This window comes from Fibrella rubiginis (genome assembly GCF_017353185.1).
Taxonomy (GTDB): domain Bacteria; phylum Bacteroidota; class Bacteroidia; order Cytophagales; family Spirosomataceae; genus Fibrella; species Fibrella rubiginis.
Genome location: NZ_JAFMYV010000002.1, coordinates 388,163 through 400,063 on the forward strand (window position 1 = coordinate 388,163; position 11,901 = coordinate 400,063).

Consider the following 11,901-nt stretch of genomic DNA (forward strand, 5'->3'; position numbering starts at 1 on the left):
GCGATTGAGAGAATAGACCGGACACGCCGTTGTCGCTTGGCTCTGCCAAGCGACAACGAGCCTGAAAATTTTTACTCCATCATTGCCTTCACCAGCCTTGCTGAATTGCGGGCGGCGGTGCTGAGGAAAGCAAGAAGGTCGATGACGGCGTGGCTGTCGGCGTTGTCGCTGAGGCTGCGGATTACGAGGCAGGGAATACCCATCTGATGGCACACCTGCGCTACGGCGGCACCTTCCATCTCGATGGCGTCGGCCCCATATTCGTCGCGCAGCGCCGTGGCGCGGCTGGCCGAATGAATGAACTCGTCGCCGGTCAGGATGCGCCCCACGTGCACGCTGGGCGGGCGTTTTTTTCCGGGAACAGTATCAAAGTCAATGACTTGTGCGGCCTGTTGTGCTAGTGCCAGCAGAGTTGGGTCGGCGGGAAAATAAAGCGGATTCAGGGCGTACGTGACCGGGTGCATGGTTTGGCGCGTAGGCTCCATCGTCAGCGTCACCGACCGCACGTCGTGGTAACCCACATCGCCGCCAATGACCAGGTCGCCCGGTTGCAGGGCCGGGTTTACGCCCCCTGCAATGCCCGTAAAAATAACACGGCTGGGCCGGAAATGGGCCATTACCAGCCCCGTAGCCATGGCCGCGTTGGTTTTGCCAATGCCCGTGAGCGTCACCACCACCCGCTGCTGCCCAAGCATACCCGTCACAAACCGGTGACCGTGTAGCTCCACCACATCAGCATGGTCAAGGGAGTCTTCAATCAGTTTTACTTCTTCGCCAAAAGCACCCAACAGGGCGGTGATGTTTGTCATTTGTTGAATTGACTAATAGGGCTGTATCTGGAATAGCTTCGCGCTCTAGGCCAGACTTTAATCAAACAGCAGCCAGTCGACGCCAAAGCAAAGGCCATGCTGAATTTGGGGGAAACCCGGCGAGACGTAGTAGCCCGGCCCGAACAGGCCCTGGTTAGCGTGGCTCAACTTCAGGAAAAACCGCACCCGGTTTACCCGCATATTGGCGAATACGTCGGCCAGCAGGGCTCCTTCCACGGCCTGAACGTTTTGCAGGTGGTACTGTTGGGTTACGGGCATGTAGGCATCGGCGTAGTAGCTCGACTTGTAATGCACATCCAGGCCCGTCTGGATATGCAGCACTTTGGCGTAGATGAAATCATACTGCACCCGGGCGTTGACAAATAGTTTGGGCACCCGCAAAATACCGTCACCAGAGTTGAGAGGCGTGTAATAAACCTGCGTACTGGCTAGAAAACGAGGCGTTTTATAACTTAGCCCCAGTCCCGTTCTGAACATGGAGAACTCCCCTTTATTCTGTTGTGGCACCCCTTTTTCGTCGAAATAGACATAGTTGCCCAACAGCCAGAAATCGGCACCGGGGGTGGCGGTCACATTTTTGTAGCGCACCGAAAACTGACCATAGGCATGTTGCGTTCGTCGCAGGCCAAAGTTGTTGGTCCAGCTGTAATTGTTGCTGATAAACCGTTGCGAAATCAGGGTGGGGGCAGCCTGAAGACTGGTGAATCCTGCCGTGAAGTTTTTGCTTTCCAAAAGTCCCTGCAACCGGTACCCCCCGCCCAACAGGTACTCGGCTTCGGCGGTGAGGCGCGAGAGGCTGTCGGGGAAATAATAGCCCAGCCACCCGCCTATGTAGTTCTCTAGTTTCGTATTGTCGTATTCGCCCAACTGCGTAACGGTCGTTACGCTTGAGGTTGACACCGTTGAGGTTGTCCTGGTCCTGAGGGTGTCTATTCTGGATGCCTGATTGTACTGCGACGTCTGCGAGAAAAGGCGGGGCCGGTAGTAGAGTCGGTAATTGAACGCCGACTTGCCACGGGCATATATTCCCTTGATGCCGAACGTGTTATCGAGGGCTTTCCAGAACACATCCTGCTGAATACGGGCCGAGTCGAGAAACTGCTGCGGTCGGTTTGTGCTGGTCATCGAAACGGGGTAAAATCCTTTGGCAAAATCAAGGTTCGACCTCAGCTGATCGTCTCGGTAATTGTTGACGTGGTACTGGTAATCAAGTCGGTGGAAGAACTGAAACCCCTGCGCCGGTACATATTGCTGGTAAATATGCACGTCGCTGTGGCGTTCCCAGCCCAAAGTACCCACCAGCTTGGCCTGCCCTTCATAATCAAAAGCCAGCACCGTGCCGTCGGGGCGGGTGGTAGGTACGCTGCCGCCCTGTTCGGGCAGGCTGTGGTTCATGTGGTTAAAGTGCACCAGCAGTGTGTAGCGGTCATCTTCGGTGCGGTAATTGGCGTGGAGCAGTACCCCCCAGTTTTGCGCCAGCAGCCGTTCGGTCTGCGTCCGGGCCGAGCCTAAGCCAAACTGCTTTTCCGACGTAAACCGCTGCACGTTAAACCCGGCGTTGAAGCGTTGACTGATGTTCTGGGTGAAATCGAAATTCAGGATGTTCTGATTGCGCGCCCCCAGGGCCAGGTACATATCAGTAAATGGCGATTTGGTGTCGTAATACCGGACTGTCTCGGTGTTGAACGCGTAGGGGGTGAAGACGTAATAGCCCTGCTGCTGACCAATTTGCGTGGGCGTCTGGTAAAAAACCGGGCGCATAGGCGTACCCAGATTGCCCAAATCGGTGTAGAGGTTTTGGTTGCGGCGGGTGTATTCAAACTGGTGCGTACCAACCAGGGCTGTATCGGTGATGTAAAGCTTTTTACGGTTGTTGAAAATGTCGCTTTCTAGGAAAAAACGGGTGGTTTTGGGGCCGTAGATCACCTTCGTCGAGTCGTCAAGTCCTACACCCGCTCCCGACCCACCGGGCCGCCCGCCCCCCGTCGACGTTCCCGGCGACATGCCGGGAAAACTGCCTGGTTGTAACGTTCCGCCTGAACCACTGCCGGGAAACTGCTGCGCCCAGGCTGAACCAGCGATACCCCAAATCAATAAACACACAAAAAGTCGTAGGCAACCCCTCATAACTAATACCGCCACGGCAACGCTTGTTACCGGAGCATGGCAAAAATAGGCCAATTACACCCACCCACCGAACCGTACGGGCCCATTAACGTTTTTTATACACACTCAAAATGGCCTGCTCCAGTACGGCCGCGTCGGTGTCGCGCCAGAAACGCATGGCCACGGGCAGGTAGGCCAGCCGCCGCTTTCGTTCAGAGTCTGTCAGCAGGGCCGACAGTTTCACTTCGTCTTTTTGGGTGGTCAACAACCACGTATCGGGTGGGCAATCGCGCAGGAGTTGGTCAACGTCGGCGCGGGTATAGGCGTGGTGATCGCCGAAAGCAGCGTGTTTCCAGAGGCCAAACGTTTCGGTTACGTACTGCGCCAGCGGTCGTGCATCGGCCAGACCCGATACCAGTAAAACGGGGCCAGTAATTGCCTCAACAGATTGATTATCAATAAACTGCTTTGGCGTGTCGTATCGAAGGCCGGCAAACAACACCGGCGTATTGGGGCGGGTATACTGGCTGATTTTCGCCGTAATCTGTGCCCGCTCTGTATCACTTGGCTCATGGGGGCATTTGGTGACGAGCACAAGGTCGGCGCGTTTGGCTCCGTGCCGCCGTTCGCGCAGGCGCCCGCCGGGAAACGGGTCGTCGGTGTAGAATGGGCGGTTGTAGTCCGTCAGCAAAAGCTGAAGCTGGGGTTGCACGGCCCGGTGCTGAAAGGCGTCGTCGAGCACTACCGTGCCAATCTCGGGCCGAAGCCGAGTAAGCTGGGCGAGGGCATCGGCTCGATCTTCGCCTACGCAGACGGTGGCGGCATGGCCGAGGTTATGATACAGTTGCAGCGGCTCGTCGCCGAGGGTGGCGGCGGTGTCGGTGGGGGAGGCGATGCGGAAGCCCGTTGTGTCACGTCCGTAGCCTCGACTCAGGGTAGCCAACCCACCTGCCAGGCTGGGGTCAAGCTGGCCAAGCAGGCGGATAAGGTATTCTACGGCGGGGGTTTTGCCCGTTCCGCCCACCGTCAGGTTGCCAATACTTAGGCAACGTTGTGCGGGGCGAATGCTTTTTATAAACCCGTTGTCATACAAGCGGTTGCGCAAATCGGTGATGCCCCCGTACAGCGCAGAGAAGGGTTTTAGCAGCAGTTTACCGACCACAGGTAGGGTAATAATTTCGTAACATGTTTTTCGGGGTGGGTCAAAAGTAGTAGTTTTAACGGTCTATCGCGTCTTATGCCCACCCCATCCTGATGAGTCTCCGGGTCAGCCACCTGAAATACACGTTGCATTTCACTTTCGAGGCTGGTACCTCGCGGGGGACGCTTACCCAAAAAGATTCGTACTTTCTTCGGCTCGTCGATTCCGACCGTCCCGACGTAGTGGGTTACGGCGAATGTGGCCCTTTGCGCGGCCTGAGCCTGGACGATGTGCCCGATTTTGAGCAACGACTCACTGAGTACTGCGACTATTTCAACGCCATCGATCTCCAGCTTTTTTCCTGGAATGTGCCGATTGTGCTGAATCAGCTGATCAGTCAGCAGCATCCCAGCATTTTGTTTGGTCTGGAAACAGCCATGCTCGATTTCCTGTCGGGTGGCCAACGGCTGATCCAGGCCAACGAGTTCGTCAACGGCCACCGGGCTATACCCATCAACGGCCTGGTCTGGATGGGCTCGCCGGATTTTATGCGGCAGCAGATCGACGAAAAACTGGCGGCGGGCTACACCACCATCAAGCTCAAAATCGGTGCTATCGACTTCGACCAGGAATGTGCGTTGCTGGGCTACATCCGGCAGCAGTACTCGCCCGAACAGATCACCCTGCGGGTCGACGCCAATGGTGCGTTCCGGCCCGACGAAGCCCTCGCCAAGCTGGAACGGCTGGCGGAATATGGCCTTCATTCCATTGAACAGCCCATTGCAGCGGGTCAGCACGAGTTGCTGGCTGATCTTTGTCGCCAGACTCCCGTGCCCATTGCCCTCGACGAAGAGCTGATCGGCCACATGGAATACGTGGATAAGTTTCGGCTTCTGAAGAAAATTCAGCCGCAATTTATCATTCTCAAACCCACGCTGTTGGGTGGTCTGCGGCACTGCGACGAGTGGATCGAACTGGCAAACCGCTTGTCTATTGGCTGGTGGATTACGTCGGCGCTGGAATCCAACATTGGGCTAAACGCCATTGCGCAGTATGCCGCACAGTTCAAAAACCTGCTGCCGCAGGGGCTGGGCACCGGCCAGTTGTATCACAACAACATCAGCAGTCCACTCCACATCGACCACGGCACGCTTCGCTACGATACAAGCACACCCTGGCACCTGAACGGCCTGCGTCCTCACTGATATGACCCATTCCGGGCTTACCAATCTTCGTGGCCTGTTGGCCTTTTTTTTGGTCCTGACGTTGCTCGGTGGCACCGCTGCCTGTGGGCAAACCCCCAAAAGCACCGTTCAGCCGGGCTTCACCCACGCCGATACCCTACGGGGCAGCATCACCCCCGAACGCCGCTGGTGGGACCTGAATCATTACACGCTGTCGGTACAAATTAACCCCTCCGACAGCAGCATCCGGGGCAGCAACGCCATTCGGTACCGGGTGCTGGCCGGGGGGCAAACCATGCAGATTGACCTGCAACTACCCCTACGGATCACCAAGATGGAACAGGACGGGCAGGCGTTGACATGGCGCAACGAAGGCAATGCCCATTTTGTGCAACTAGCTAAAAAACAGCAGGTTGGCCAGACAGAAACGATTACGGTAACCTACGAAGGCAAACCCCACGTAGCCAAAATGCCGCCCTGGGACGGGGGCTTCACCTGGTCGCGTGACCCCAAAGGACGCCCGTTTATTGCTACTTCGTGCCAGGGGCTGGGGGCCAGCGTGTGGTGGCCGTGCAAAGACCATATGTATGACGAACCCGACTCGATGCTGATTCAGGTGCGTGTGCCCGAAGCCCTCACCGACGTATCGAACGGAAAGCTCCGCCGCATTATCCCTCACGACGATCACACCCGCACGTTTGAATGGGCTGTAGTGAACCCGATCAACAATTACGGGGTGAATGTAAACGCTGCTACCTACGTCAGCTGGTCCGACACGCTGCGCGGTGAGAAGGGCACGCTGCCGCTCTCCTTTTATGTACTGCCCGAAAATGAAACCGCCGCACGGCAGTACTTTCGGCAGGTGAAAACCATGCTCCGGGCTTTTGAGCACTGGTTTGGGGCCTACCCGTTCTACGAAGACGGCTACAAACTGGTGCAGACGCCCTACCTCGGCATGGAACATCAAAGCTCCGTTACCTACGGCAACCGCTTCCGCAATGGCTACCTCGGCACTGACCTCTCCGGTACGGGATGGGGCCTGAAATTCGATTTTATCATCGTGCACGAATCGGGGCACGAGTGGTTTGCCAACAACATCACCTACAAAGACATCGCCGACATGTGGGTGCACGAAAGCTTCACAAGCTACGCTGAATGCCTCTACGTAGACTATCTCTTTGGTAAAAATGCCGGGGCGCAGTACGTGATTGGTACACGGGCACGGGTGCAAAACGACAAGCCCATCATTGGCCATTACAACGTCAACGAAGAAGGGTCGGGCGACATGTATTTCAAAGGAGCCAACATGCTCCACATGATCCGGCAGTGGGTGGCCAACGACGAAAAATGGCGGCAGGTGCTGCGGCAGCTAAACCAGACATTCTACCACAAAACCGTTACCACAGCCCAGATTGAGCAGTTTTTGATCACAAAAACGGGCCTGAAACTTCAGCCCATCTTCGACCAGTACCTGCGCACGGCTCAAATCCCGACGCTGGAATACACGACCTCACCAACGGGTATTCGCTACCGCTGGGTCAACTGTCTGCCAGGATTCACGATGCCCGTCCGCCTTTGTCTGAACGACCTTGGCCCGCGCCGCCTTGTCACGCCCACCACCAGCTGGCAGGAGTTGAAACAGCCTGCCGTGAAAGAGGTGACTGTTGATGCAGATTATTATGTGCTGGTGAGCCGTAAGTGAAGGAATTAATTCGTTATATCAAGCTCATATTTGCTCAGCAGACCTGGCAGGTGGCGGAGGGAGAATTTGGCCCTCTTTAGTTTATTATCGTCGGGGTTCAGCCGGATATTATACGAGCTGGTAAAATCAGCCTGAGTCAGGTTATTCTCGCCAAATTTGGCTAGCTCCAGATCGCAATCAAGAAAGGTCGCACCGGCCAGATCGCATTTTAAGAAATGGGCTTCTTTCATCGAGCAGGTATCGAAGCGCGTTTTCTTCATGTTTCGGTTTAAGAATACCGAGAAGTCGAGGTTACACCCTTGAAAACCAACGCTGAAGCCGAAGGGATTACAATGCCCGAAATCGACCTGTGTCAGGCGGCATTTGATAAAATGAACCTCATCGAACTTGGTATTGCCAACGGTTACTTTCGACAGGTTGCATTCCTCAAACTGGCAATTGATAAAGTTAGATTTTGTCAATAGAGCACCTGCCAGATCCAGTTTTCGGAACGTACATTTCTCAAAATCCTGCCCGTTCCAGCTGTCAGGCAGCTCGCTGTTTTGGTCGAAAGTCTGGTTGTAATAATCCATAGAAAATGATTCAAAGTCTGGAGTTTGATGCGCAGCGTTTGACCTAAACGTTAAACAGTAAACGTCAAACCTTATTTAAACCCAGTCAACGCCTTTACGAAGCCATGTCAGTGTTTCCGCTTCGGGCGTGTTGGGGGCGGGGTGGTAATCGTAGACCCAATTGGCCTGCGGGGGCATGCTCATCAGAATAGACTCGGTGCGGCCATTGGTTTCCAGGCCAAATTTAGTGCCCCGGTCCCAGGCCAGGTTAAACTCCACGTAGCGACCCCGGCGCAGCCCCTGCCAGCGCTGCTCGTCGGGCGTGTAGGGTTTGTGGGCGTTGAGCGCCATCAGGTGGGTGTAGATGGGGGCGAAGGCACTGCCTACTTCCTGCCAGAAGGCAAAAATGGCTTCTTTCGACACCGTTTCTGTTTCGTTCAGGTAATCGAAAAAGATGCCGCCAACACCGCGGGTTTCCTGCCGGTGGGGGATGTAGAAATAATCATCAGCCCAAGGTTTGAATTTCGGGTAATAGGCCGGGTCATGACGGTCGCAGGCCTGTTTGAGCTGCTCGTGAAACCAGCGGGCCTGCTGTGGTACTACATAGTGCGGCGTCAGGTCGATACCCCCGCCAAACCAGTACTGGCCGGTGCTCATCTCAAAGTACCGCACGTTCATGTGGATGATGGGTACGTGCGGGTTGTGCGGATGCAGGACGATGGATACCCCCGTCGCGAAAAATTCGGGCTGCGCTTCACCGGGCTTTGTGGTGATGTTAAGCTGCCTCAGGGTGGCTTCTGACGCCTCGCCGTGCACGGCGGAGAAGCCCACACCGCCTTTTTCAATGATGGCGCCATCGGCCATCACACGCGACCGTCCGCCACCACCGCCGGGCCGTTCCCAGTGGTCTTCGCGGAACTGGCCGGTGCCATCGGCGGTTTCGAGGGCGGCGCAAATTTGGTCCTGAAGTGCCTGGAGCCAGGCCACAATCGACTGTCTGTCGGGCTGTTGCATAACGAAAAAAGGCTCCCAATTGGGAGCCTTTTGTGACCACGGGGAGACTCGAACTCCCACATCTTGCGAAACCACCCCCTCAAAGTGGCGTGTCTACCAATTTCACCACGTGGCCGTATTTTTTGGTAGGACAAAAGTAGGTCTAACCGGGCATAAAGTCAACGCATAGGCGGGTAAATCGGCCAAAATTTCGTAATTTAGGGGTATGAACGGGTAAGTAGCACCCTTTTACGGACTTGTTCGATAAACCGAATCAACTAAGCATATGGCACTTGAATTAGTAGGCAAGCTGGTGAAAACACTGCCGGAAGTGACGGGTCAGGGCAAAAATGGCACCTGGCAAAAGCAGGAATTTGTGGTCGAAACAACCGATCAGTTTCCCAAGAAAGTATGTGTTTCACTCTGGGGTGAGAAGGTCAATGACCTGAAGCAGTATGCCCCCGGCGACATGCTGAAGCTGAGCCTGAACCTGGAGTCGCGGGAGTACAATGAGCGCTGGTATACCGAAGCCCGCGTGTGGCGTATTGAGGCTGCCGATGGTGCCGAAGGGGGCGCCCCTGCCGGCGGTGGTCAGGCGGCCCCGGCCGCTGCCCGTCAGCCCCGCGCTGCGCAACCCGCCAGCGTTCCCTTCAATAGTGCCTTCGACGAAGACGGCAGCGGCGACTTGCCGTTCTAAGTGTAAAGTCTAAGGTTTTAATGTTGCTTCGCCAGCCTGGTAGTATAGCTACACTAATTCGGCGAACGGCGGGCTGGCGAAGCAACATTAAAACCTTAGACGTTAAACATTAAACAATAAGGGGTTGAAAGCTGTCGCTTTCAACCCCTTATTGTTTGTGTGATCCGGCTGGGATTCGAACCCAGGACCCATACATTAAAAGTGTATTGCTCTACCAGCTGAGCTACCAGATCGGGCTATTCTGCACGCGGAACAAATGACCGTTTTCAGAATCGCGATGCAAAATTATTGCGTAAATTGGCCCAATGCAAGCCCTTCACGTAAAAATATTCCTATTTCTGGGGGTTTGGGGCGTAGTGAACTGGTACTCAACAACCCACGCTCAAACCCCTCCGCAACGGCCTTCTGTGGCCGATGTAACAGGGGCTGTGTTGACCGCCCGCGCCGACTCACTCTACCGGCTTGGGCAGTGGGCTGGCGCCGCCGAACTCTTCGAGTCGGCCCTCTCGAAAGAGCAGCCGGCCTCCGGGCCCATGCTGCTGAAACTGGCCCGAGCCTATGAACAACAGGGCGACGTGGCCAAGGTACTCTATTACCTGCAGGTGTTCAGCAAACGAAACCCCGACGAGGCCGTGCTGCGCAAAATGAACGACATCGCCCGCGTCAACAGCTTGTCGGGCTACGAGACCAGCGACCTAAACTATTTCTACCTTTTCTACCGGCAGTATGGCATTTATCTGACTGCCGTGCTACTGCTACTTGGGATGTACGTATTTGGGGTGTTGCTGTTTAAATCTATGCGACGCGAAGAAACGTCAACACGGCTCAAAACCGTCATTATGGTATACCTGGTGACGGTACTCATCTTCATCAACCTGCCCGAAGGCTACGAATCGGGTATCACCAGCAACGACCGTGTTTATCTCCGCACGGAACCGTCGGCGGCGGCACCGGTGGTGGCTACCCTGGGGCGCGGTAATAAGGTAAACATCCTGAGCAGCCGCGACATCTGGTGGCGCATCTTTTATAATAATGGGCTTTATTACATCCGAAAAGATGCTGTATGGCTTATTTAAGGTGAAGGAGACATCAGAGCCAAGAAACAAGACGTTCTTGCTGGTGTTTCTGATGGCTTTCATCTTGCTTCTTAATTTCGAAACCAATGGCCCTTCCTACTGCTCAATCCTCACTAGCTACGACCAACCATACGCTGGCTGAGGCGGTGCCCATCGTGAAAAATGATCCCCGGCTCATTCGCGCCTGGACGTTCTACGACTGGGCTAACTCGGTGCATTCGCTGGTGATTGTGTCCAGCATTTTCCCCGTTTATTTCGCTGCCACCGCCGTCAATGCGCAGGGTGGTACCGACATTGATTTTCTGGGTATGCACCTGCCCAACTCGGTACTGTTTTCCTATACCGTGTCGGCGGCCATGCTGCTGGTAGCCCTGCTTAGCCCCTTCGGCACGGCCCTGGCCGACTATAGCGGGCGTAAAAAGCTGTTCATGAAGTTCTATTGCTACACGGGTGCGCTGGCTTGCGGACTGCTGTTTTTCTTTACTAAAGACACCATCACCTTCAGCGTATTCTGCTTTGCCTGGAGCCTGGTAGGGTGGGGTGGCAGCATTGTATTCTATAACTCCTACCTGCCCGATATCACAACCGAAGACCAGTCGGATCGGGTCAGTGCGCGGGGGTTCACCATGGGTTATATCGGTAGCGTGTTGCTGATGGTGTTTAACCTGGTTATGATTCTGAAACCCCAGTGGTTTGGGGGTATTTCGAGCAGCATGGCCTCGCGCATTTCCTTTCTGACGGTGGCCCTCTGGTGGTTTGGCTTCGCCCAAATTCCGTTCAACGTCTTGCCCGATGGGGTACGTAAGCCCAGGGCGCTGGGGGGCGAAAACTGGATTTTCAACGGTTTTCGTGAACTGCAAACCGTGTTCAATCAATTGAAGCAACAAACGCTGGCGAAGCGGTTTCTACTGGCTTTCTTTGTTTACAACATGGCGGTGCAAACGGTGATGTACGTGGCTACGCTCTTTGGCACCAACGAGCTAAAAATGGAAGGTAGTTCGTTGATCATCATCATCTTGCTTATCCAGTTGGTGGCTATTCCGGGGGCTATCGGCTTCGCCCGGCTGTCGGAACGGGTGGGTAATATTTATGCCCTGGTGACGGCCGTGGTGATCTGGACGGGCATCTGTGTGGCGGCCTATTTTGTGGCCAACGAGAACCAGTTTTTCATTGTGGCCGGGGTGGTAGGCCTGGTGATGGGCGGCATTCAGTCGCTCTCCCGCTCTACCTACACCAAACTTCTGCCCGAAACGACAGATACCGCCTCGTATTTTGGCTTTTACGACGTCTGCGAAAAACTGTCGATAGTGGTCGGCACGGCTATCTATGGACTGGTGGAACAACTCACCGGCAGCATGCGCAACAGTATCCTGGCGTTGCTGGTTTTGTTTGTGATCGGGCTACTGCTGTTGTTGCGGATTCCGTCGCAAAAAGTTTACCGGAGCAGTGGACAAACGCCCGGCGTTGCCTAAATTTGTCATCCCATCCCGGTCAAAACGGGATGCGTATAGAAGGCTAGCTCAGTTGGTTCAGAGCGCCGCTTTGACAGAGCGGAGGTCAGCGGTTCGAGCCCGCTGCTTTCTACAAAGCCCCCAAATCAGCCTGGTTTGGGGGCTTTTGC

General features: G+C 55.1%; 10 protein-coding genes and 3 tRNA genes. 6 read left to right on the plus strand and 7 right to left on the minus strand.

What is annotated here, in order from left to right; translation table 11 throughout:
- Positions 1-71 precede the first annotated feature (71 nt).
- The 3 genes from J2I47_RS05165 to lpxK all read right to left on the minus strand — a co-directional run bounded on the left by J2I47_RS05165 (position 72) and on the right by lpxK (position 4,098).
- Complete coding sequence (locus J2I47_RS05165; RefSeq protein ID WP_207363486.1) at positions 72-809, minus strand: 5'-methylthioadenosine/adenosylhomocysteine nucleosidase; 738 nt, start codon at positions 807-809, stop codon at positions 72-74.
- 57 nt (positions 810-866) lie between these two features.
- Positions 867-2,933, minus strand: coding sequence for a putative porin (locus J2I47_RS05170; RefSeq protein ID WP_310587627.1), 2,067 nt, complete (start codon positions 2,931-2,933; stop codon positions 867-869).
- 109 nt (positions 2,934-3,042) lie between these two features.
- On the minus strand, positions 3,043-4,098 hold the full coding sequence (gene lpxK, locus J2I47_RS05175; RefSeq protein ID WP_310587628.1) for a tetraacyldisaccharide 4'-kinase: 1,056 nt from the start codon (positions 4,096-4,098) through the stop codon (positions 3,043-3,045).
- Positions 4,099-4,190: 92 nt separating this feature from the next.
- Between lpxK and menC the strand changes: the two genes are divergently transcribed.
- The gene (gene menC / locus J2I47_RS05180; protein ID WP_207363488.1) at positions 4,191-5,282 is read left to right on the plus strand and encodes an o-succinylbenzoate synthase; all 1,092 of its coding nucleotides are present in this window, start codon (positions 4,191-4,193) and stop codon (positions 5,280-5,282) included.
- A 1-nt stretch (position 5,283) separates the two neighbouring features.
- Entirely contained in the window at positions 5,284-6,963 is a 1,680-nt protein-coding gene (locus J2I47_RS05185; protein ID WP_207363489.1) for a M1 family metallopeptidase, read from the plus strand.
- 5 nt (positions 6,964-6,968) lie between these two features.
- On the opposite strand, the gene J2I47_RS05190 is transcribed toward J2I47_RS05185, so the two are convergent.
- The 3 genes from J2I47_RS05190 to J2I47_RS05200 all read right to left on the minus strand — a co-directional run bounded on the left by J2I47_RS05190 (position 6,969) and on the right by J2I47_RS05200 (position 8,643).
- Positions 6,969-7,535: a pentapeptide repeat-containing protein gene (locus tag J2I47_RS05190; RefSeq protein WP_207363490.1), complete on the minus strand. Its 567-nt coding sequence runs from the start codon at positions 7,533-7,535 to the stop codon at positions 6,969-6,971.
- A 75-nt stretch (positions 7,536-7,610) separates the two neighbouring features.
- Positions 7,611-8,528, minus strand: coding sequence for an oxygen-dependent coproporphyrinogen oxidase (gene hemF, locus J2I47_RS05195; protein ID WP_207363491.1), 918 nt, complete (start codon positions 8,526-8,528; stop codon positions 7,611-7,613).
- 33 nt (positions 8,529-8,561) lie between these two features.
- Positions 8,562-8,643 (minus strand) — tRNA-Leu (locus J2I47_RS05200).
- A gap of 150 nt (positions 8,644-8,793) precedes the next feature.
- Between J2I47_RS05200 and J2I47_RS05205 the strand changes: the two genes are divergently transcribed.
- Entirely contained in the window at positions 8,794-9,204 is a 411-nt protein-coding gene (locus J2I47_RS05205; protein ID WP_207363492.1) for a DUF3127 domain-containing protein, read from the plus strand.
- 160 nt (positions 9,205-9,364) lie between these two features.
- Here the strand turns inward: J2I47_RS05205 and J2I47_RS05210 are convergent.
- Positions 9,365-9,437 (minus strand) — tRNA-Lys (locus J2I47_RS05210).
- A 72-nt stretch (positions 9,438-9,509) separates the two neighbouring features.
- Here J2I47_RS05210 and J2I47_RS05215 point away from each other — a divergent pair.
- From J2I47_RS05215 to J2I47_RS05225, 3 genes are all read left to right on the plus strand, one after another.
- The gene (locus tag J2I47_RS05215) at positions 9,510-10,280 is read left to right on the plus strand and encodes an SH3 domain-containing protein (protein ID WP_207363493.1); all 771 of its coding nucleotides are present in this window, start codon (positions 9,510-9,512) and stop codon (positions 10,278-10,280) included.
- Positions 10,281-10,435: 155 nt separating this feature from the next.
- Positions 10,436-11,752 carry an MFS transporter gene (locus J2I47_RS05220; protein ID WP_207363808.1) on the plus strand — a complete coding sequence of 439 codons (1,317 nt, stop codon included), beginning with the start codon at positions 10,436-10,438 and terminating at the stop codon, positions 11,750-11,752.
- 37 nt (positions 11,753-11,789) lie between these two features.
- Positions 11,790-11,864 (plus strand) — tRNA-Val (locus J2I47_RS05225).
- Positions 11,865-11,901: the final 37 nt, after the last annotated feature.